Below are 21,214 nucleotides of genomic sequence, written 5' to 3' on the forward strand. Positions count from 1 at the left end.
AGATAGTTTAACAGCTTTGCGTCAAACTTTTGGGGCAGAAGGTGTGTCAAAATTGGATCGTGTGATGCGTGGGGAACGCTTTAAAGGCAAGAGTGCTTTTCTTAGAAGCATTGAACCTTTCTTTCTGGACTTTAAGGAATAGAAAAAAGTGAATGATTTATCTTTTAATATCAAAAATAATTCGTTTTTTAGGGTTTCTTTTAAATCTAGCATGGTATTTTTCTGAAAATTATGGTAAAATTAATCAAATCATATTTTGGAGGAACTTATGAAAGCGATTATTACGGTTGTTGGTAAGGATAAAAAAGGGATTGTTGCTGCTGTGTCAGCAAAAATTGCTGAATTAGGTTTGAATATTGATGATATTTCGCAAACAGTTTTGGACGAATTTTTTACCATGATGGCTATTGTTTCATCTGACGAGCAGCAAGATTTTACGCAATTGCGTGCTGAATTTGAGGCTTATGGGGAATCTTTGAACGTTAAAATTAACATTCAAAGCGAAGCGATTTTTGATGCGATGCACAACATTTAAGGAGAGAAAGCGTGGATATTAAACAAGTCACTGAAACGATTGCGATGATTGAAGAGCAGAACTTTGATGTTCGTACGATTACCATGGGGATTTCTCTTCTTGATTGTATTGATTCTGACATTAACAAGGCAGCTGATAAGATTTATAAGAAGGTTGTGGAAAAAGCGGGCTCGCTGGTCCAAGTTGGAGATGAGATTGCAGCTGAATTGGGTATTCCAATTGTGAATAAGCGAGTTTCTGTGACGCCGATTTCTATTATTGGGGCAGCGACAGATGCGACGGATTACTTGCCTTTGGCTCATGCTTTGGATAAAGCTGTTAATGATATTGGAATTGATTTTATTGGTGGATTTTCTGCCTTGGTTCAAAAAGGTTACCAAAAAGGTGATGAAATCTTGATCAATTCTATTCCTCGTGCGCTTGCGGAAACGTCTAAGGTGTGCTCTTCGGTCAATATTGGATCAACGAAGTCAGGTATTAACATGACAGCGGTGGCTGATATGGGTCGTGTTATCAAAGAAACGGCTGAATTGTCAGACTTAGGTGCGGCGAAATTGGTTGTTTTTGCAAATGCTGTGGAGGATAATCCTTTCATGGCGGGTGCCTTCCACGGTGTTGGTGAAGCAGATGTTGTTATCAATGTCGGCATTTCTGGACCTGGTGTGGTGAAACGTGCTCTTGAAAAAGTGCGTGGTGAAAGCTTCGATGTGGTTGCAGAAACGGTTAAAAAGACGGCTTTCAAAATCACTCGTATTGGTCAATTGGTTGGGCAAATGGCCAGTGAGCGTTTGGGGGTTAAATTTGGGATTGTTGACCTATCTTTGGCGCCAACACCTGCTATCGGGGATTCTGTTGCTCGTGTCCTTGAAGAAATGGGCTTGGAAGCTGTGGGAACACATGGGACAACAGCGGCTCTTGCTTTGTTGAATGACCAAGTGAAAAAAGGTGGTATCATGGCTTGTAACCAAGTTGGTGGTTTGTCAGGTGCTTTTATCCCTGTTTCTGAAGACGAGGGAATGATTACTGCGGTACAAAATGGTTCGCTGAATTTGGAAAAATTAGAAGCAATGACGGCTATCTGTTCTGTTGGATTGGACATGATTGCTATTCCTGAGGATACGCCACATGAAACCATTGCGGCTATGATTGCGGATGAAGCGGCTATTGGTGTTATCAACCAAAAAACAACGGCTGTCCGTATTATTCCAAAAGGAAAAGAAGGCGACATGATTGAATTTGGTGGTTTACTGGGAACGGCACCTGTTATGCGTGTCAATAGTAACTCTTCTGCTGACTTTATCAAGCGTGGGGGGCAGATTCCAGCACCTGTTCATAGCTTTAAAAACTAATTGCATACACGACCTAGGGTTGCTACAGCTGCCTCTAGGTTTTTTCTTTTTAAAATCTTTGCACTCACCACATCAGTATGTCGTAGCGCTTGAAAAATGTGCTATAATGAAGAGGTACAATGCAAGCGGATACGAGTTTTAGTTTTTAGGTGAATCAATCTAGGAGGAAGCATTATGGTCGCAACAAAATTGTATATTATTCGTCATGGAAAAACGATGTTTAACACAATTGGTCGTGCACAAGGTTGGAGTGATAGTCCGCTAACGCCTGAAGGGGAACGTGGTATTGAAGAACTCGGCTTGGGTCTGAAAGATTCGGGTATCCAGTTTAAGGCTGCTTTTTCGAGCGATAGTGGACGGACCTTGCAAACTATGGAGATTATTTTGCGAGAATGTCAGCAAGAAGCGATTCCTTATACGCGTGATAAACGCATTCGTGAGTGGTGTTTTGGTAGCTTGGACGGTGGCTATGATGGGGAACTTTTCCACGGGGTTTTGCCACGAATTGTGGATAAGGATATGTCAAAACTCACTTATCAAGAAATGGTCGAAGCCATTCGTCAAGTAGATACGGCAGGATGGGCTGAAACTTGGGAAGTGTTGAGCACTCGTATTTTGGCAGGTTTCACAGAAATTGCTGAACAAATGGAGGCTACTGGTGGTGTCAATGCTATTGTCGTGAGTCACGGCATGACCATTAGTACTTTTTTATGGTTAATTGACCATTCAACGCCAAGAGGACTTGGTTTAGATAATGGTAGTGTTTCTGTTGTGGATTATGCCGATGGCAAATTCACAATCGAATCAATTGGTGATATGAGTTATCGTTTACGCGGTAAACAGCTATTAGAAGAAAGAGAAAATGAGAAAAAAGCGTAGTGTATTAATAATTAGTTTAGTATTGGCCTTAATTATTGGCTTTTTGCTAACGGTTTTTCTGTTGGTTAGAGATGATAAGATTCAGACGGCCTCGAATGAAGCGCCAACAGCTCAAACAGAAGCATCCTCTAAGGAGCAGACGTCTGAATTGCCAAAAGTTTCCAGTGATTCTTGGGAGTTGGTTTTGGTCAATCGCGACAATACCAAGGAAGAAATGAATCCCGATGTCACGCAAATTGGCAATATTTATGTAGATTCTCGGATTGCTGACGCGGTTCAAGGCTTTTTGGCTGAAGCTCAGACGATTGACCCTAGTGAACACTTGATTTCTGGCTACCGCAGTGTTGCCTATCAAGAATCTTTATTTAACAGTTATGTAGCACAAGAAATGGCAGCCAATCCAAATCTCACTCAAGCAGAAGCTGAAGAAGTGGTTAAAACGTATTCTCAACCAGCAGGAGCGAGCGAGCACCAAACGGGGCTCGCCATTGACATGAGTACAGTGGATTCTTTAAATGAGAGTGACCCTAATGTGGTAGCAAAAATCCAAGAAATTGCTCCTAAATATGGCTTTATTTTGCGTTTTCCTGAAGGTAAGAGTGACTCGACTGGTGTTGATTACGAGGACTGGCATTTCCGCTATGTCGGACCTGAATCAGCCAAATACATTACTGAGCACAACTTGACTTTGGAAGAATACATTGCTTTGTTGAAGGAGAATAATCAATGAGTTCGAGATTTTCTTTCAAACAGTTTTTGCTCTTTATTGCCGTTTTTTTAGTCGGGGTGGTTACCCCGCTTTATCTCAATCGCTCGGTGCCAAGTTCCTCAGAAAAAATGGCGGTTTCTTACAATCAAAAAGCTTTTTTTGAGGAAATTGCTCCTACGGTTCAAAAAGTGGCTAAATCTTATGGGGTTTCCCCGTCAATTATCCTAGCACAAGCAGCTCTAGAATCTGATTATGGCAGCAATTTATTAGCTGTCAAATACCATAATTTATTTGCCATCAAGGCTCAATCTGGTCAAAAATCGGTTAAATTAACCTATCAGACTTATTTTTTAAACAAATGGCAAACCAAAGAAGGACGCTTTGTGGTTTACAAATCTTGGACAGATGCCATTTATGATTATTGTGACTTATTGCAATCAGGCAAATTGCACGATAGCCAAAGTGCTTATGATATTTTGGTATCTAATAAAGGTTATAAAAAGCCTGCTCAAGCCTTGCAAGACATTGGATTTAGTAGCGACCCTGATTATGCCACAAAACTAATAAAGATTATCGAAACTTACGATTTAACGAAATACGATGCCTGATTAGCACTCTAAAAAAAGAGTGCTAATTTTTTGAGTTTTTCTCTTGACAGTCCCGAAGAAAAGAGTATAATAAAATCATGGTTAGCAGTTAACAGGTGTTAGTGCTAAAAGACGAAGGGAGGCATGAGATGATTACACAACGTCAAAATGACATCTTGAATGTCATTGTCGAATTGTTTACGCAGACACATGAACCCATCGGCTCTAAGACTTTGCAAGCAAGCATTGATTCGAGTAGCGCGACTATTCGAAACGATATGGCCAAGTTAGAAAAATTGGGCTTACTTGAAAAGGCGCACACCTCTAGTGGACGCATGCCCAGTGCTGCTGGATTCAAATACTTTGTAGAACATTCCTTGAATCTAGATAGTATTGATGAGCGTGACATTTATCAAGTCATCAAAGCGTTTGACTTTGAACCATTTAAATTGGATGATATTTTGCATAAGGCAAGTCAGATTTTATCGGATATGTCGGGTTACACTTCCGTTATTTTGGATGTTGAACCTGCTTGCCAAAAACTGACAGCTTTTGATATCATTCAGTTGTCAAATCACGATGCTTTAGCTGTTTTAACTTTGGATGAATGTAAACCTGCGACCATACAATTTGCGATTCCAAAAAACTTTATGTTGAAGGATTTGGCGACCTTAAAAGATATTGTCAATGAACGGTTATTAGGACGCACGGTGATGGATATCCATTACAAGTTGCGGACTGAGATTCCTCAAATTTTGCAAAAGTATTTCACTGTAACGGATAATGTATTGAATTTGTTTGATTATATTTTTGCGGATTTGTTTAAGGAATTGGTCTTTGTGGCTGGTAAGGTTCATTCGTTAGACTATGCTAGCTTAGAAACCTATCGTTTCCTTGATGACAAGCAACAGGTTGCCTTAGCATTAAGGTCTTCGATGAAAGAAGGTGAGGTTGCATCGGTTCAGGTGGCAGATAGTGAAGAAGCTGCCTTGTCTAATGTAACTGTCTGGACCCATCGCTTTTTGATTCCTTATCGTGGATTTGGTCTGCTTAGCTTGATTGGACCCATCGATATGGATTATCGCCGAAGTGTTAGCTTGATCAATGTTATCGGGCGTGTCTTGGCGATGAAGCTTGGTGATTATTACCGTTATTTAAATAGTAATCACTACGAGGTCAACTAAATTTGGTAATGAATGTGATAAAAAGATAAGGGAGGGACACAGTGTCTGAAGAAAAGAAAAACGAAGAACTTCAAAAAGAAGTTGAAGCCACTGATGTTGTGACTGAAGAAAAAGAAACCGAGCAGACACCAGAGGATGCTCAAAACGAAGCATTGCAAAAAGCTTTAGAGCGTGCGGAAGATTTGGAAAACAAATACCTTCGTGCTCATGCTGAAATGCAAAATATCCAGCGTCGTGCAAATGAAGAACGTCAACAATTGCAAAAGTATCGATCACAAGATTTAGCCAAAGGTATTTTGCCAAGTTTGGATAATTTGGAACGTGCCCTTGCGGTTGAAGGCTTGACAGATGACGTTAAAAAAGGTCTTGAAATGACTCGCAATAGCTTGATTCAAGCCCTTAAAGAAGAGGGTGTTGAAGAAGTGGTTGTGGATAACTTCGACCATAACTTGCACATGGCTGTTCAAACCTTGCCTGCTGATGATGACCATCCTGTGGATAGCATCGCAGAAGTCCTTCAAAAAGGCTATAAATTACACGACCGCTTGCTTCGTCCAGCAATGGTTGTCGTCTATAACTAATGAAAACAAAAGGTTAGTTTGTTTGATTGTGAACTAGCAATAAAAAATGTAAAAAACGATTTAAAAAATAGAGGTAAAGATTATGTCTAAAATTATTGGTATTGACTTAGGTACTACAAACTCAGCTGTCGCAGTTCTTGAAGGAACTGAAGCAAAAATCATTGCAAACCCAGAAGGTAACCGTACAACACCTTCAGTTGTATCATTCAAAAATGGTGAAATCATCGTTGGTGATGCTGCAAAACGTCAAGCAGTAACAAACCCTGATACTATTATTTCAATCAAATCTAAAATGGGTACTTCTGAAAAAGTATCTGCTAATGGTAAAGAATACACACCACAAGAAATTTCAGCTATGATTCTTCAATACCTTAAAGGTTATGCTGAAGATTACCTTGGTGAAAAAGTAACAAAAGCTGTTATCACTGTTCCTGCTTACTTCAACGACGCACAACGTCAAGCAACAAAAGACGCTGGAAAAATCGCTGGTTTGGAAGTCGAACGTATCGTTAACGAACCAACAGCTGCTGCCCTTGCTTATGGTCTTGATAAAACAGATAAAGATGAAAAAATCTTAGTATTTGACCTTGGTGGTGGTACATTCGACGTGTCAATCCTTGAACTTGGTGATGGTGTCTTTGATGTATTGGCAACAGCAGGTGATAACAAACTTGGTGGGGACGACTTTGACCAAAAAATCATTGATTGGTTAGTTGCTGACTTCAAAAACGAACATGGTGTAGATCTTAGCCAAGATAAAATGGCTCTTCAACGTTTGAAAGATGCTGCTGAAAAAGCTAAGAAAGACCTTTCAGGTGTGACACAAACACAAATTTCACTTCCATTCATCACTGCAGGTGCTGCTGGACCTCTTCACTTGGAAACAAGCCTTACACGTGCGAAATTTGATGATTTGACTCGTGATCTTGTTGACCGTACAAAAACACCAGTTCGTCAAGCTCTTCAAGATGCTGGTCTCTCAATGTCTGACATTGACGAAGTTATCCTTGTCGGTGGTTCAACACGTATTCCTGCCGTTGTAGAAGCTGTTAAAGCAGAAACTGGTAAAGAACCAAACAAATCTGTTAACCCTGATGAAGTTGTTGCCATGGGTGCTGCTATCCAAGGTGGTGTGATTACTGGTGATGTGAAAGACGTTGTCCTTCTTGATGTTACACCATTGTCACTTGGTATCGAAACAATGGGTGGTGTCTTCACAAAACTTATTGACCGTAACACAACTATCCCAACATCTAAATCACAAGTCTTCTCAACTGCAGCAGATAACCAACCAGCCGTAGATATCCACGTTCTTCAAGGTGAACGCCCAATGGCTGCTGATAACAAAACTCTTGGTCGTTTCCAATTGACTGATATCCCAGCTGCACCTCGTGGTATCCCTCAAATCGAAGTAACATTTGATATCGATAAAAACGGTATCGTATCTGTTAAAGCTAAAGACCTTGGTACTCAAAAAGAACAACACATCGTTATCCAATCTAACTCAGGTTTGACTGATGAAGAAATTGAAAAAATGATGAAAGATGCAGAAGCTAACGCAGAAGCTGATGCTAAACGTAAAGAAGAAGTTGACCTTCGTAACGAAGTTGATCAAGCTATCTTTGCAACAGAAAAAACAATCAAAGAAACTGAAGGCAAAGGCTTTGATACAGAACGTGATGCTGCTCAATCTGCTCTTGATGAATTGAAAGCTGCTCAAGAAGCTAACAATCTTGAAGATATGAAAGCTAAACTTGAAGTTCTTAATGAAAAAGCTCAAGCCCTTGCAGTGAAAATGTACGAACAAGCTGCTGCCGCACAACAAGCTCAAGCAGGTGCTGAAGGTGCTCAATCAACTGACTCATCAGACAATGGTGATGACGTTGTTGACGGCGAATTTACTGAAAAATAATTCATCCAAGAAACGTTAGGGTTCCGTTTTACGAAACGGCCCTAGCTATTTGCAGATGACTTACTGACTGAATGAAGTTAATCGACTTTGTTTCTTGATAAGTTATAAAGAATCCAGAGGTTGCAAAACATCAACCTCTGTTTTTGGATAAGTAGTAGCATTATGTTGACCAATCTTTTTAATGATGAAGAAAGGAAAGTGCTCAGAAATGAGCACGGGCTACGGACTGTGTCAGATAGATAGATTTTTCGAGGACGTCAATATTTCTTGTCGCATCTTCTATTTGACTTTGTCCGCTTAACGCCCTTTGTATCTTAATTATGAATAATACAGAATTTTACGATCGTTTGGGTGTTTCAAAGGACGCTTCGCAAGATGAGATTAAAAAAGCTTATCGCAAAATGTCGAAAAAATATCACCCAGATATAAATAAAGAACCTGGTGCAGAAGAAAAGTACAAAGAAGTTCAAGAAGCCTATGAAACCTTAGGTGACGAACAAAAACGTGCTGCTTACGACCAATACGGTGCTGCTGGAGCCAACGGTGGCTTCGGTGGTGGTACCGGTGGCTTTGATGGCTTTAACGGTGGAGCTGGATTTGGCGGCTTTGAAGACATCTTTTCAAGTTTCTTCGGTGGCGGTGGTGCAACACGTAATCCAAATGCACCTCGTCAGGGGGATGACTTGCAATACCGTGTAGACTTGACTTTTGAAGAAGCTGTCTTTGGTGTTGAAAAAGAAGTGTCTTACAACCGTGAAGCAACGTGTGAAACCTGCTCTGGTACAGGAGCTAAGCCAGGTACTAGCCCTGTAACATGTAGCCGTTGTCATGGTCAAGGTGTCATTAACGTCGATACACAAACCCCACTTGGTATGATGCGTCGTCAAGTCACTTGTGATGTCTGCCACGGTACTGGTAAAGAAATCAAAGACCCATGTCCCACTTGTCATGGTAGTGGTCATGAAAAGAAAAGCCACAAAGTATCTGTTAAAATCCCAGCAGGGGTTGAAACAGGTCAACAAATCCGCTTGCAAGGTCAAGGGGAAGCTGGCTTTAACGGTGGACCTTATGGTGACCTCTTTGTCATCATTAAAGTCTTACCAAGCAAGGAATTTGAACGTGACGGCTCAACCATCTATTACAGCATGAACATTAGTTTTGTTCAAGCAGCTCTTGGTGATACGGTTGAAGTACCAACTGTACATGGTAAGGTTGAATTGACAATTCCAGCAGGAACACAAACAGGTAAGACTTTCCGTCTAAGAGGTAAAGGGGCTCCTAAATTGCGTGGTGGTGGTCAAGGTGACCAACACGTTACCGTTAATATTGTAACCCCAACAAAACTCAACCCTGCCCAAGTTGCAGCATTGAAAGATTTTGCTAAGGCTGGTGGTGACAAGCCAGTCACTCTTAAGAAAAAAGGTTTGTTCGATAAAGCCAAAGATTTTTTCGAAGGGGAATAAGATAGAAAGAGGTTAGACCAAGAGGTCTAGCTTCTTTTTTGTGGCACTTCATCTGTATGGGGACAGATTGGTCTAAATTTTCTGGAAAGTCTTTTGCTAAGATGATAAAATACAGTCATGGTTAGATATAAAGCAACAATTTCTTATGATGGGAGGCTCTTTGCTGGTTTTCAGCGTCAGACAAGTGAGCGTTCGGTTCAAGAAGAGTTAGAAAAAACCTTGCAAAAGCTAAATAGTGGTCAACCTGTTAAGGTACACGGTGCTGGGCGGACAGATTCGGGTGTGCATGCTTATGGGCAAGTTGTGCATTTTGATTTGCCGCAAGCGCGTGATGTGGAAAAATTGCGATTTGGTTTGGATACGCAATCGCCAGAGGATATGGATGTGGTGCGTGTCGAACAAGTTAGCGATGACTTTCATGCTCGCTACAACAAGCATAGCAAAACCTACGAATTTTTAGTGGATGCGGGACGTCCTAAAAATCCGATGATGCGGCATTACGCTACGCATTACGCTTATCCGTTGGATTTGGCTGCTATGCAAGAGGCTATTAAGGATTTGGTGGGAACGCACGATTTTACGGGTTTTACCGCTTCTGGAACATCGGTGGAAAATAAGGTGCGTACGATTACACGAGCGACAGTTGACATTGATGAAAAGACAGGTTTTTATGTCTTTACGTTTAGCGGCAATGGCTTTTTGTACAAACAAGTGCGTAACATGGTGGGAACCTTGTTGAAAATCGGTAACGGTCGGATGCCAGTCAGTCAAATTCAGACGGTTTTGGAGTCGAAAAATCGTGATTTGGCAGGACCAACGGCAGCAGGCAATGGGCTTTATTTGAAGGAGATTATTTATGACGAATAATTATATTTTGGCTATTTCAGGAAACGATATTTTCAGTGGCGGTGGGCTTTATGCTGATTTGGCAACCTACACGACCAATAAGCTCCACGGCTTTTTGGCTGTGACGTGTTTGACAGCATTGACAGAAAAAGGTTTTGACGTTTTTGCAACCGATGAAACCGTCTTTTCTCACCAGCTCAATAGCCTAAAAGATGTGCCGTTTTCAGGTATCAAATTAGGCTTGTTGCCCAATGTGACAATTGCTGATTTGGCACTGGATTTTGTTAAAACGCATCAAGAGATTCCTATCGTGTTGGACCCTGTTTTGGTTTGTAAGGAAAAACATGATGTGGAAGTGTCAGCTCTGCGTGATGAGTTGTTGAAATTCTTCCCTTACGTGACCATTATCACACCAAACTTGGTAGAAGCGGAGCTATTGACCCAAAAATCAATCAAAACCTTGGACGATATGAAGGCAGCTGCCAAACAATTGCACCAGTTAGGCGCAAAATATGTGGTGGTTAAGGGTGGCAATCGTTTGAGTCAAGACAAGGCGATTGATGTCTTTTATGACGGTGAAGATTGGACTGTTTTGGAATCACGCGTCCTTGACAATAACAATATCGGTGCGGGTTGTACGTTTGCCTCAAGCATTGCCAGTCAATTGGTGCTTGGGCATTCACCAAAAGAGGCGGTGAAACTGTCAAAAGATTTTGTCTATCAAGCTATTCGCCATTCAGACCAATACGGAGTAAAGCAGAATTATGAGAAGAACTAATACACGTGATATTGCCTTGATGGCGGTTTTGACGGCTTTGAGCGTGGTTTTAGCCTATATCCATATTCCGACACCAACAGGTTATTTGACCCTGTTAGATGCTGGTATTTATTTCACGGCGTTTTACCTTGGATCAAGAGCTGGTGCGGTTGTGGGTGGCTTGTCAGGCTTTTTGATTGATTTACTGCTGGGGTATCCTCAGTACATGATTCACAGTCTGATTGCCCACGGTGCCCAAGGTTACTTTGCTGGTTGGAGCGGGAAAAAGCGACCTTTGGGGTTGATTTTGGCGAGTGTGTCAATGGTTGGTTGGTATTTTATCGCGGCTTTGCTACTGGGCTATGGTCTGGGTGCAGCTTTGGCTGGTATTTTGGGCAATCTCTTGCAAAACTGCTTTGGAATGCTGGTTGGTTACTTGATTTACCTCGCTTATTCACGCATCGAAAAGCGCTAATAGCTAAAGAAAACAAAGGAAGAAGGTTAGCATGGATTTAAAGGAATTAGAAACACAAACGCGTGCGATTGTTGTTGATGTCATTGAACGCTCTGCTATTAAAAAAGGACAGCTTTTTGTCCTTGGCTTATCATCAAGCGAAGTTATCGGAGGTAACATTGGCAAGAATAGCAGCGCTGAGGTTGGCGAAGTGGTTGTGTCAGTGCTATTGGAAGAACTGGGAAAACGTGGCATTCACTTGGCTGTTCAAGGCTGCGAACATTTAAACCGTGCTTTGGTGGTAGAAAGAGAAGTGGTAGAGGCAAAAGATTTGGAAATCGTTAATGTCATTCCTAACCTGCACGCAGGTGGCAGCGGTCAAGTGGCAGCCTTCAAATTGATGTCAGACCCTGTGGAAGTTGAAGAAGTCGTGGCTCATGCTGGCTTGGATATTGGCGATACTTTTATTGGTATGCACGTCAAACGCGTCCAAGTTCCTTTGATTCCAGTGAGTCGTGAATTGGGGAAAGCGCACGTTACGGCCCTTGCTAGCCGTCCAAAATTAATTGGTGGCAATCGTGCGACCTACACGCCTGACCCTATTCGTAAGAGTTTAATCTGATAACACAAAAACCAGTACAGACGTACTGGTTTATTTGCTTTTGACAGGGTTAGTGTACATGGTTGGCAAGGCAATGCCATGCTCCAAAAGCGCTTCTTGGTAAAGGCTATAAAATTGAGTGTAAATTTCCTCTTGAGTGCCGTTTTGAACGATGATATTCACACGAAAGACGAGCTGCGAAGCCGTATTGGTTCGTGGTCCTAAAATGCTCGGTTGTCCAACAATGGCAGGATAATTGGCAAGCTCTTCAGCGTTGACTTGCTTGATAATTGTTGAAATACCTTCCAAATCACTATGCGCATAAATGGGAATGTCAATTTGCACACGCATATTGCCGCGAGATTTGTTTGACACGACAGTGATATTGCGGTTGGGAATGAAATTCAAGGTACCATCAAAACCACGAACTTGAGTGGTGCGGATACCCACGCTGGCAATAGTTCCCTCCACAGAATCCAACACCACAGAGTCCCCCACTTCAAATTGATTTTCAAGTAAAATGAAGAATCCATTGACCACGTCGGTCAAAAAACCTTGAGCTCCAAGTCCAATAGCAACCCCAGCAAGCCCAGCCCCAGCAAGAAGGCTGTAAATTGGAATGCCTAATACATAAAGCACACAATAAATGAGCATAAAATACAAGGTGTAATTCATGATATTTTGAAGTAGCTTGATGATGGTCTTTTGCCGAGCCTCTGTCTGATGCGACAAGCTAATGGATTTTTTGATGGCATGCTCAAAAATAAATTCAGCCACTCGCTTGGCAATAAGAAACAAAAGCAAAATAATGAGCAGCGAAACGACCTTAGAAATCACATTAAAAGCCACTTGCTCAACATGAAGTTGTTCAATGTAATCGTTAATAATTTTCATACTATTTAGTTTAGTAAAAAATAGTAGAAGAGGCAAGCTATAGATAAATAAGGATAAGGTTTTTTATTAAGTGGAGATTTTTTAAACTTTAGTTTAAAATAAGAATAAGAAATTAATTAGAAACTTGGAGTCATAGATGGATTTTATTTCACTAGTAAATGCTCATTATGAGGATCTCAATCTTCAAGAGAAAAAAATAGTTGCTTATTTGCAGCAATTAGAGACACCTCCTAAGGAGTTGACTAGTCAAAGATTAGCAGATGCTTTTTTGTTTCACGTTCAAGTATTTTTCGATTGTTAAAAAAATTAAATCTTGAGAGTTTTGCAGAATTGAAGTACATTCTTCAAAAAGATAGTTCTCCAAAAGCGTTTAAGAAGGAATCAAGCTTTACTAAAGTTGTACAAAATTATCACACTTATATTGATCAAATTTTTGAAAAATTAAATTTAACTTCGGTTATTAAATTATTGATAAAAACCAATACACTTTACCTATATGGTACAGGCAATGAACAGAAGCTTGAAGTTGAAATGCTTAGATAGCTATTTACCTCTGTAGAAAAAAAGGTTATCGTTTTTTTGATAAGGGTGAATACGATTACCTGAAGGATAATATGACAAAAAAAGATTTATTGATTTTGTTATCTTATAAGGGTGAATCCGCAGAAGGAGTAAATTTATTAATAGATAGTCAAATAAGAGGAATAACAAGAGTAGTTTTTACTTGTACTTCAAGAAATACGATGGCCCAATTATCTGATTATTGTCTTTACGTACCAACAGAATCAATAAAAACTCCTACTAGGTTAACTTATGAAGTAAGTACTACTTTTTATTTTATTATTGAACAATTATTCTTAGAATATGTAGATGAGTTAGAAAGGAGTCAAAAGGGTGACACTAAGCGAAATAGTTCATAGAAAAAAACTAAAAATGACACCAATTGATTGGCAGATTTATGATTATTTAACTTCTTCTGCTAGTACTAATATCACAATTTCGAGTGTAGCGGCTCATACTCATGTTTCAACAACAACTGCCTTTAGATTCTGTCAAAAATTAGGTTTAACTGGTTTTGGTGAACTAAAAGCAATCTTGAAGGAAGTTTCTGATAACAAAATTGCTAATCGTGATTTGGTTTGAAGAACTTATCATGATATTGTAGAATATATTGATAGATATGAAATCTCACAATTAAAAGATAAGTTGTTTGAAAGCAAAGAAATATATATTCGCCTATAGTGAATTGGAGTTGAGGTTAGCAAAAGAGTTTCAACGAATTTTGTTCCCATTAATAAGCCGATTTTTATTTTACCAAATACAAAATCTTTAAGTGCTACTTTTGATGAGATAAGAAATAATATTTTGTTTTTCTTGTCTATTGATAGTAACATAGATTATCCGATTATTTTACATGACAGTCATCAAATGAGCAGTGTGTATACAGTTTTACTAAGTGATGTACGGTATATACCCGTTATTTCAAATGAACATATGTTGATTCCGACTGTGGATGATAGTCGCCATTCCGATTTTAGATATTCACAAATGCTTATTACACCTTCTATTTTGGCGCTTGAAATGCTTTATTTGAAACTACAATTAGAATAATGGACAATTTTACATTTTTAGTAAAAAAGTTTAAAAGGAGAGCATATTTATAAAACTGCTAGGAACGGTTGCCTAGTAGTTTTTTTTATATCTATAATAAAAAATGTAAACGGAAACAAAACATTGAGGTGAAAGAATGAATAGTAGAAACTGGTGGCAATCTGAAGTTATTTATCAAATTTACCCATGGAGTTTTCAAGATAGTAATAGTGACGGAGTTGGAGATATACAAGGAATTATTTCGCGCTTGGATTATTTAGCAGATCTAGGAATAACCTCCATTTGGATAAGTCCAATTTACCAATCTCCTATGGCAGATAATGGATATGATATCTCAGATTATTATACTATTGCTCCAGAGTTTGGAACAATCGATGATTTTAAGGATTTATTACATGAAGCTAAAAAGCGAGACATAAAAATTATTTTAGATTTAGTAGTTAATCATACCTCAGATGAACATATCTGGTTTCAGAAAGCATTAAGAGACAAAAATTCAAAATATAGAAATTACTATATTTTTAAAGAGTCTCCTACTCCTCCAACAAATTGGTGTTCGATTTTTGGAGGAAATGTCTGGGGAAAAACTCCCTGAGTTAAGAAATGAAATCTATACAATGATTAACTGGTGGTTGGACTTAGAAATTTCGGGATTTAGAGTTGATGCGATTACATTTATTAAAAAAGATCTTAAATTCCAATCTATTGAACCAGATGGAGTAGATGGATTGGCTAAGTGTACAAAAGTTAGCCGTAATCAACCGAGTATAGAAATTTTTTTGTCTGAATTACAAGAAAAATGCTTTAAGTCAAATCAAGCAGTTACCATCGCAGAAGCACCAGGTGTGGAATATGATCAACTTGATGACTTCATTGGAAAAGATGGATTCTTTTCAATGATCTTTGATTTTAAAGCTGCAGATTTGGATGTAGCAAGTGGTAGTGAGTAGTTTAAACCTATTAAATGGAAGCCTAAGGATTTATTTAATAAAATAAAAGACTCTCAGGTAGCTATTCAAAAAGTTGGCTGGGGAGCTCCTTTTATTGAAAATCATGATCAAAATAGAGCACCAAGTAAATATCTTGGGTCTCAGCAAACAAGTTCTGCTGCTCAAAAAGCTCTTGCGTTACTCTATTTCAGAAGGCTTAACTCCAGCGGAGGCGATGGATATTATAAATTATCGTAGTCGAGACAATGCTCGGACTCCTATGCAATGGGATGAATCTGAATTTGTTGGTTTTTCAAACGTTAAACCTTGGATATATATTACAGAGAGATAACAAGTTAGGAATGTGGCAAGTCAAGTTAAAACTTCATCAAGTCTTTGGCATTTTTATCAAAAATTAATCCAAATCAAAAAAAGTCCTATGCATGAAGCGTTAACGTTTGGAAAAATTGATTTTCTTGAGGATAAGGACGAAGATATTTTTATCTACAGAAGATACGATAGTCAAAATTCTTATTTTATAGTTATTAACTTTTCTGAAGATGTGAAGATTTTAGATAAGTTTAAAAATCGTATTGAAATTTTATTAGATAACGGACAAGTAAAGAGTTTTAATAATAAATTACAATTGGAAACTTATGGAGCGGTACTAATAAAGGAGAAAATCTGATGACAAATAATAAATACCATGATATAGCAAGTGAGATTTTAGAAATAGTTGGACCTGATAATATTGTATCAGCAATCCATTGTGCCACACGCTTGCGTTTAATTGTTAAAGATAAGGATAAAATAGATACAAAAGCTATTGAAAAAGTTGATGAAGTTAAAGGAACATTTTTCAATAGCGGTCAGTATCAGATTATTTTAGGGACAGGAATTGTCAATAAAGTATTTGAAGAGTTGGAGGCAATGAATGTTTCAACTATAGATAAAAGTCAGCAAGATGAGTATGTTAAGTCTCAAGAAAAAGGTATAAAAGCGTTGATGAGAACACTAGGGGATATTGTTGTACCTATAGTTCATTGGTTGGAGACTATATTGATTGCTGTTACTCAAGCAGTAATGAACATACCATTTGGAATAGGTGGTTTCTTTGTAGGAGCTACTTATCCACTAGCTGTTATTACAGGACTTCATCATATGTATGTTGTTATTGAGACCTCTTTATGAGCTAATACAGAATTCAACCAACTGATTACACTTTGTGCCATGTAGGTTTTGCTAATCTTGGTTCTTCTTTAGCTTTCTATAGTTCTGCTAAAAATGCTAAGGTAAAACAGACAGTAATGGGAGCTTTCATGTCACAATTATTCGGAGTTAGTGAACCTGTCTTGTTTGGTTTGCATTTAAGATATAATCTTAAGCCATTGTATATTATGCTTTTTTCTTCTGGACTTGGAGCAGCCATACTTTCAATTTTTCGTATTCAATCTAATTCGTATGGTTTAGCAGTAGTTCCGTCATATCTAATGTACATTTATAATAGCTATCAGTTACTTGTTTATTTTGCTGTTTCAGTTATTACTGTAGTAGTGTGCTACACGTTGACAAAATTACTTGCAATTCCAGATGAAATTTTAGTGGAAGACGAATAATTATTTTTAAAGAACTGCATCCTAGTATGAGGTTTTATATCTGAATACTAGGGTGCATTTAAAATGTTATAGATTCATTTTAGGTAGTTATGTAGAATCCCAATCCAAACATGGATGACAATAGTTGTATTTTTGCTTGCACTGTTGAATGTATATCTAGAACCTTTTTTACTGGTTTTAGAATGGTAAAAACATCACTATTTTATACAAAAAACTTTAAAAAGCCTCTAAAATATGATAAACTAAACTGTATATAAAATTTTAAGGAGAAATGACTTCATGTCTGTATCATTTGAAAACAAAGCCACTAACCGTGGTGTGATTACATTCACAATTGGTCAAGACAAAATCAAACCAGCTCTTGACAAAGCATTCAATAAAATTAAGAAAGATTTGAACGCACCTGGATTCCGTAAAGGACACATGCCACGTGCCGTATTCAACCAAAAATTTGGTGAAGAAGCTCTTTACGAAGATGCTTTGAACGCTATTCTTCCAGAAGCATACGAAGCAGCTGTTGCTGAACTTAGCCTTGACGTTGTTGCTCAACCAAAAATTGACATCAAATCAATGGAAAAAGGTCAAGAATGGACTTTGACTGCAGAAGTTGTTACAAAACCAGAAGTGAAACTTGGTGCTTACAAAGACCTTGAAGTTTCAGTTGACGCTACAAAAGAAGTTACTGATGCTGAAGTAGATGAAAAAGTAGAACGCGAACGCAACAACCTTGCTGAATTGGTTGTTAAAGACGACGCTGCAGAACTTGGTGACACTGTTGTTATCGACTTCGTTGGTTCAGTTGACGGTGTTGAATTTGACGGTGGTAAAGGCGAAAACTTCTCACTTGAACTTGGTTCAGGTCAATTCATCCCAGGTTTCGAAGACCAATTAGTTGGTGCTAAAGCTGGTGAAACTGTTGAAGTTAACGTAACATTCCCAGAAAACTACCAAGCTGAAGACCTTGCTGGTAAAGACGCTAAATTCGTGACAACTATCCACGAAGTAAAAGCAAAAGAAGTACCAGCTCTTGACGATGAATTGGCTAAAGATATCGACGAAGAAGTGGAAACACTTGACGAATTGAAAGCTAAATACCGTAAAGAACTTGAATCAGCTAAAGAAATTGCTTACGATGACGCTGTTGAAGCTGCTGCCATTGAATTGGCTGTTGAAAACGCAGAAATCGTTGAATTGCCAGAAGAAATGGTTCATGACGAAGTACACCGTGCAATGAACGAATTCATGGGCAACATGCAACGCCAAGGTATCTCTCCAGAAATGTACTACCAATTGACAGGTACATCTGAAGAAGATCTTCACAAACAATACGAAGCAGACGCTGACAAACGCGTTAAAACAAACCTTGTTATTGAAGCAATCGCTAAAGCTGAAGGATTTGAAGCTAGCGACGAAGAAATCGAAAAAGAAATCAACGATTTGGCTTCAGAATACAACATGGAAGTGGAACAAGTTCGTCACCTTCTTTCACCTGAAATGCTTAAACATGATATCGCAATGAAAAAAGCGGTTGATGTTATCACAAGCTCAGTTAAAGTGAAATAAGCTTACTGATACGAACCATTCAAGTCAAGTAATCTTGTATTACTTGACTTTTTATTATTTTTGCTGAAAAATCTTTTGACGAATACCTAAAATTAGCGTAAAATAAAGAGTGACAAATTTTAGACAATAGGTTTTTTGTAGCTACTGGCTCATATCCTAAAATAAATAAGGAGAATTACCTTGGAATTAGAAGTATTTGCTGGACAAGAAAAAAATGAACTCTCAATGGTTGAAGTAGCTCGTGCTATTTTAGAAGAGCGTGGCCGTGATCATGAGATGTACTTCAGCGATCTTGTGAACGAGATTCAAAATTACCTCGAAAAATCAGACGCAGATATTCGTGAAGCGTTACCTTACTTTTATTCTGCATTAAATGTGGATGGTAGTTTTATTCCACTTGGGGATAACAAATGGGGCCTTCGTTCATGGTATGCTATTGATGAGATTGACGAAGAAATCATCACTCTTGAAGAAGATGAAAACGGAGAACCAAAACGCAAGAGAAAACGCGTCAATGCCTTCATGGATGGTGATGAAAATGCTATTGACTACTCAGACGATGATCCAGAAGATGAAGATTTCACACCAAAATTAGCTGATATGGAATACGACGAAGAAAATCCAGATGATGAAAAATCAGAAGTGGAATCTTACGATTCAGAAATCAACGAAATCATCCCTGATGATGAATTAGACGAAGACGTTGACATCAACGAAGAAGATGACGATGACGACGATGATGATTTGGACGAGGAAGAATAAGTTTTTCGAAAACAATCAGATCATTATGGTTATCGTTTGACAATTTATCAAAGATAACATATAATGTTAATCGGGCACCTCTTTTTGATTTGAGAGGTCATGTAAAAGCTCCCTAACTTTTAGGGGGCTGTTTTTGTTTTTTTTAAATAGTTGTCTATGTGCGTTGGAACCCCATTCCGACAAGGCTACCCAAACGCTAATTATAAGTGATGCGATTTTATTCAAGCACTTATCATTTTATTTTTAAAGGAGTTTTTTAATGACGAAGTATATTTTTGTTACTGGTGGTGTGGTGTCTTCTATTGGTAAAGGTATTGTCGCTGCAAGTCTTGGTCGTTTATTGAAAAATCGCGGGCTTAAGGTAACCATCCAAAAATTTGACCCTTACATTAATATTGACCCAGGGACAATGAGTCCTTACCAACACGGTGAAGTTTACGTGACTGATGATGGGGCTGAAACAGACCTTGACCTTGGTCACTACGAACGTTTTATTGATATTAACCTTAACAAGTATTCGAATGTTACAACTGGTAAAATTTATAGCGAAGTGCTTCGAAAAGAACGTAAAGGGGAATACCTTGGAGCAACTGTTCAGGTTATTCCACATATCACAGACGCGTTGAAAGAAAAAATTAAACGTGCTGCAGCTACGACAGATTCTGATGTTATTATCACTGAAGTTGGTGGTACTGTTGGTGATATTGAAAGCCTTCCTTTCCTTGAAGCATTGCGCCAAATGAAGGCAGACGTTGGTTCTGACAATGTGATGTACATTCACACAACCTTGTTACCTTACTTGAAGGCAGCTGGTGAAATGAAAACCAAACCAACTCAACACTCTGTAAAAGAGTTGCGTGGATTAGGGATTCAACCAAATATGTTGGTTATCCGTACAGAAAAACCAGCTGGGCAAGGCATTAAAAACAAATTGGCTCAATTCTGTGACGTGGCTCCAGAAGCTGTTATTGAATCACTTGATGTGGATCATATTTACCAAATTCCACTCAATATGCAAGCTCAAAACATGGACCAAATCGTATGTGACCACTTGAAATTGGATGTGCCAAAAGCGGATATGTCAGAATGGTCTGCAATGGTTGATAAGATTATGAATCTTAAAAACTCAACACGAATTGCCCTTGTTGGGAAATACGTTGAATTGCCAGATGCTTACCTTTCAGTTGTTGAAGCTCTTAAACACTCAGGTTACATCAACGATACAGCTATCGACCTCAAATGGGTTAACGCCAATGATTTGACAGCTAAAAATGCTGAAGAAATGCTTGGCGATGTTGATGGTATCATTGTTCCTGGTGGATTTGGTCAACGTGGTACAGAAGGTAAGATTGAAGCTATCCGCTATGCGCGTGAAAATGACGTGCCAATGCTTGGTATCTGTCTTGGTATGCAATTGACTTGTGTGGAATTTGCCCGTAACGTCTTGCATTTAGAAGGGGCTAACTCAGCCGAACTTGATCCTGATACAAAATACCCAATCATCGATATCATGCGTGATCAAATCGATATTGAAGACATGGGTGGAACACTCCGTCTAGGACTTTACCCATGTAAATTGAAACCAGGTTCACGTGCAGCACAAGCTTATAATAACCAAGAAGTGGTGCAACGCCGTCACCGTCACCGTTACGAATTCAACACGAAATTCCGTGACCAATTTGAAGAAGCTGGCTTTGTCTTTTCAGGTGTGTCACCAGATAACCGCTTGATGGAAGTGGTTGAATTGCCAGAGAAGAAATTCTTCGTAGCTGCTCAATACCACCCAGAACTTCAAAGCCGTCCAAACCGTCCAGAAGAACTCTACACTGCTTTTGTGACAGCGGCAATCGAAAATAGCAAATAATAAATCAAAGATTCTTCAAGCAAGTGCTTAGAGAATCTTTTTTTATGAAAGTTCTATAATGAAGTTAGCCACCTTGCTTTACTCAAAAAAAATTGTTTCGCTATCTTTGAGTAAGCCG

Annotated in this window: 24 protein-coding genes and 1 pseudogene; 24 read left to right on the forward strand and 1 reads right to left on the reverse strand. The window is 38.8% G+C overall.

Going from position 1 to position 21,214, the window contains the following annotated elements; all coding sequences use genetic code 11:
* Nucleotides 1-268 precede the first annotated feature (268 nt).
* From ACFORE_RS06880 to ACFORE_RS06940, 13 genes are all read left to right on the forward strand, one after another.
* A complete protein-coding gene (locus ACFORE_RS06880) occupies nt 269-535 on the forward strand; it encodes an ACT domain-containing protein (RefSeq protein WP_154454799.1) in 267 nt (88 codons plus the stop codon).
* An 11-nt stretch (nt 536-546) separates the two neighbouring features.
* A complete protein-coding gene (locus ACFORE_RS06885; protein WP_167829280.1) occupies nt 547-1,884 on the forward strand; it encodes a PFL family protein in 1,338 nt (445 codons plus the stop codon).
* A gap of 174 nt (nt 1,885-2,058) precedes the next feature.
* Nucleotides 2,059-2,763, forward strand: a complete 705-nt coding sequence (locus ACFORE_RS06890) for a histidine phosphatase family protein (protein ID WP_154454800.1) — start codon at nt 2,059-2,061, stop codon at nt 2,761-2,763.
* Nucleotides 2,747-3,493, forward strand: coding sequence for a M15 family metallopeptidase (locus tag ACFORE_RS06895; protein ID WP_154454801.1), 747 nt, complete (start codon nt 2,747-2,749; stop codon nt 3,491-3,493). Before ACFORE_RS06890 ends, ACFORE_RS06895 begins: the two co-directional genes overlap by 17 nt.
* Complete coding sequence (locus ACFORE_RS06900) at nt 3,490-4,080, forward strand: glycoside hydrolase family 73 protein (RefSeq protein WP_154454802.1); 591 nt, start codon at nt 3,490-3,492, stop codon at nt 4,078-4,080. Before ACFORE_RS06895 ends, ACFORE_RS06900 begins: the two co-directional genes overlap by 4 nt.
* 128 nt (nt 4,081-4,208) lie before the next feature.
* Nucleotides 4,209-5,243 (forward strand): heat-inducible transcriptional repressor HrcA, encoded by a 1,035-nt coding sequence (gene hrcA / locus ACFORE_RS06905; RefSeq protein WP_154454803.1) that lies wholly within the window; start codon nt 4,209-4,211, stop codon nt 5,241-5,243.
* A 41-nt stretch (nt 5,244-5,284) separates the two neighbouring features.
* The gene (gene grpE, locus ACFORE_RS06910; protein ID WP_168261421.1) at nt 5,285-5,824 is read left to right on the forward strand and encodes a nucleotide exchange factor GrpE; all 540 of its coding nucleotides are present in this window, start codon (nt 5,285-5,287) and stop codon (nt 5,822-5,824) included.
* Nucleotides 5,825-5,906: 82 nt separating this feature from the next.
* Nucleotides 5,907-7,736, forward strand: coding sequence for a molecular chaperone DnaK (gene dnaK, locus ACFORE_RS06915; protein WP_154454804.1), 1,830 nt, complete (start codon nt 5,907-5,909; stop codon nt 7,734-7,736).
* Nucleotides 7,737-8,056: 320 nt separating this feature from the next.
* Nucleotides 8,057-9,199, forward strand: a complete 1,143-nt coding sequence (gene dnaJ, locus ACFORE_RS06920) for a molecular chaperone DnaJ (RefSeq protein ID WP_154454805.1) — start codon at nt 8,057-8,059, stop codon at nt 9,197-9,199.
* A 117-nt stretch (nt 9,200-9,316) separates the two neighbouring features.
* A complete protein-coding gene (truA, locus tag ACFORE_RS06925; RefSeq protein WP_264879719.1) occupies nt 9,317-10,066 on the forward strand; it encodes a tRNA pseudouridine(38-40) synthase TruA in 750 nt (249 codons plus the stop codon).
* Entirely contained in the window at nt 10,056-10,823 is a 768-nt protein-coding gene (locus ACFORE_RS06930; protein ID WP_154454807.1) for a bifunctional hydroxymethylpyrimidine kinase/phosphomethylpyrimidine kinase, read from the forward strand. Before truA ends, ACFORE_RS06930 begins: the two co-directional genes overlap by 11 nt.
* Complete coding sequence (locus tag ACFORE_RS06935; protein WP_264879718.1) at nt 10,810-11,277, forward strand: ECF transporter S component; 468 nt, start codon at nt 10,810-10,812, stop codon at nt 11,275-11,277. Before ACFORE_RS06930 ends, ACFORE_RS06935 begins: the two co-directional genes overlap by 14 nt.
* A 31-nt stretch (nt 11,278-11,308) precedes the next feature.
* Nucleotides 11,309-11,878 (forward strand): TIGR01440 family protein, encoded by a 570-nt coding sequence (locus ACFORE_RS06940; protein WP_154454809.1) that lies wholly within the window; start codon nt 11,309-11,311, stop codon nt 11,876-11,878.
* A gap of 30 nt (nt 11,879-11,908) precedes the next feature.
* Here ACFORE_RS06940 and ACFORE_RS06945 read toward each other — a convergent pair whose 3' ends face one another.
* Nucleotides 11,909-12,751: a mechanosensitive ion channel family protein gene (locus tag ACFORE_RS06945; protein WP_154454810.1), complete on the reverse strand. Its 843-nt coding sequence runs from the start codon at nt 12,749-12,751 to the stop codon at nt 11,909-11,911.
* Nucleotides 12,752-12,887: 136 nt separating this feature from the next.
* Here ACFORE_RS06945 and ACFORE_RS06950 point away from each other — a divergent pair, with 136 nt between their 5' ends.
* From ACFORE_RS06950 to ACFORE_RS06995, 11 genes and pseudogenes are all read left to right on the forward strand, one after another.
* On the forward strand, nt 12,888-13,052 hold the full coding sequence (locus tag ACFORE_RS06950; RefSeq protein ID WP_154454811.1) for a hypothetical protein: 165 nt from the start codon (nt 12,888-12,890) through the stop codon (nt 13,050-13,052).
* The gene (locus ACFORE_RS06955; protein WP_264879716.1) at nt 13,046-13,294 is read left to right on the forward strand and encodes a MurR/RpiR family transcriptional regulator; all 249 of its coding nucleotides are present in this window, start codon (nt 13,046-13,048) and stop codon (nt 13,292-13,294) included. Before ACFORE_RS06950 ends, ACFORE_RS06955 begins: the two co-directional genes overlap by 7 nt.
* Before the next feature lie 71 nt (nt 13,295-13,365).
* Nucleotides 13,366-13,671, forward strand: coding sequence for an SIS domain-containing protein (locus ACFORE_RS06960; RefSeq protein WP_239472530.1), 306 nt, complete (start codon nt 13,366-13,368; stop codon nt 13,669-13,671).
* A 13-nt stretch (nt 13,672-13,684) separates the two neighbouring features.
* Nucleotides 13,685-13,894, forward strand: coding sequence for a hypothetical protein (locus ACFORE_RS06965; protein ID WP_168261414.1), 210 nt, complete (start codon nt 13,685-13,687; stop codon nt 13,892-13,894).
* Nucleotides 13,895-14,498: 604 nt separating this feature from the next.
* Nucleotides 14,499-15,601 (forward strand): annotated as a pseudogene (locus tag ACFORE_RS06970) (alpha-amylase family glycosyl hydrolase); the annotation flags it as partial.
* A gap of 54 nt (nt 15,602-15,655) precedes the next feature.
* Nucleotides 15,656-15,979, forward strand: coding sequence for a hypothetical protein (locus ACFORE_RS08690; RefSeq protein WP_235300387.1), 324 nt, complete (start codon nt 15,656-15,658; stop codon nt 15,977-15,979).
* Nucleotides 15,979-16,482, forward strand: coding sequence for a glucose PTS transporter subunit EIIB (locus ACFORE_RS06975; RefSeq protein WP_235300389.1), 504 nt, complete (start codon nt 15,979-15,981; stop codon nt 16,480-16,482). Before ACFORE_RS08690 ends, ACFORE_RS06975 begins: the two co-directional genes overlap by 1 nt.
* Nucleotides 16,483-16,514: 32 nt before the next feature.
* On the forward strand, nt 16,515-16,907 hold the full coding sequence (locus tag ACFORE_RS06980) for a hypothetical protein (RefSeq protein ID WP_235300391.1): 393 nt from the start codon (nt 16,515-16,517) through the stop codon (nt 16,905-16,907).
* Between the two features lie 279 nt (nt 16,908-17,186).
* Nucleotides 17,187-18,470, forward strand: coding sequence for a trigger factor (gene tig / locus ACFORE_RS06985; protein ID WP_154454812.1), 1,284 nt, complete (start codon nt 17,187-17,189; stop codon nt 18,468-18,470).
* Between the two features lie 180 nt (nt 18,471-18,650).
* Nucleotides 18,651-19,232 (forward strand): DNA-directed RNA polymerase subunit delta, encoded by a 582-nt coding sequence (rpoE, locus tag ACFORE_RS06990; protein WP_154454813.1) that lies wholly within the window; start codon nt 18,651-18,653, stop codon nt 19,230-19,232.
* Nucleotides 19,233-19,491: 259 nt separating this feature from the next.
* Complete coding sequence (locus tag ACFORE_RS06995) at nt 19,492-21,096, forward strand: CTP synthase (protein ID WP_154454814.1); 1,605 nt, start codon at nt 19,492-19,494, stop codon at nt 21,094-21,096.
* Nucleotides 21,097-21,214: the final 118 nt, after the last annotated feature.

This window comes from Streptococcus alactolyticus, from assembly GCF_042649785.1.
Taxonomy (GTDB): Bacteria; Bacillota; Bacilli; order Lactobacillales; family Streptococcaceae; genus Streptococcus; species Streptococcus alactolyticus.